Below are 358 nucleotides of genomic sequence, written 5' to 3'. Positions count from 1 at the left end.
GGACCACACGGCCATTTCAGTTGTGATCTTGTCATAAGGCATTGCTTCATTTGCTAAAATACCATTGACCCAATCACGATAATGATCCAAACGTGACGCTTTAAACTCAGCTTTTGCAGACTTACTTTCTAAGCTATGTTGCTTTTGTAAATCTGCTCGAAAGTCATTGAGTAATGCTGTTAATACAGGATTATCAATTTCATGTGATGCTTGATCTTCTGCTTTAGCACCCAACTTTTGCGCAAGTTTTTCAGCTTTAATCTTTGCAAATACTGAACTCATCATTAATCCCCTGTTGAAGCATCTTCGATCACAATGTTTTCAACCAAAACAATGCCTTCGTAGTTTTTCACTGCGA

Annotated in this window: 1 protein-coding gene; it reads right to left on the bottom strand. The window is 38.0% G+C overall.

Annotated features, from left to right (window positions below; genetic code table 11):
• On the bottom strand, positions 1 to 285 hold a 285-nt coding region (gene gpM / locus BZK14_RS12925; RefSeq protein ID WP_245831364.1), incomplete at its 3' end, for a phage terminase small subunit.
• Positions 286 to 358: the final 73 nt, after the last annotated feature.

Source organism: Wohlfahrtiimonas larvae, from assembly GCF_002006755.1.
GTDB lineage: Bacteria > Pseudomonadota > Gammaproteobacteria > Cardiobacteriales > Wohlfahrtiimonadaceae > Wohlfahrtiimonas > Wohlfahrtiimonas larvae.
This window is presented reverse-complemented; position numbering and strand designations above follow the sequence as displayed.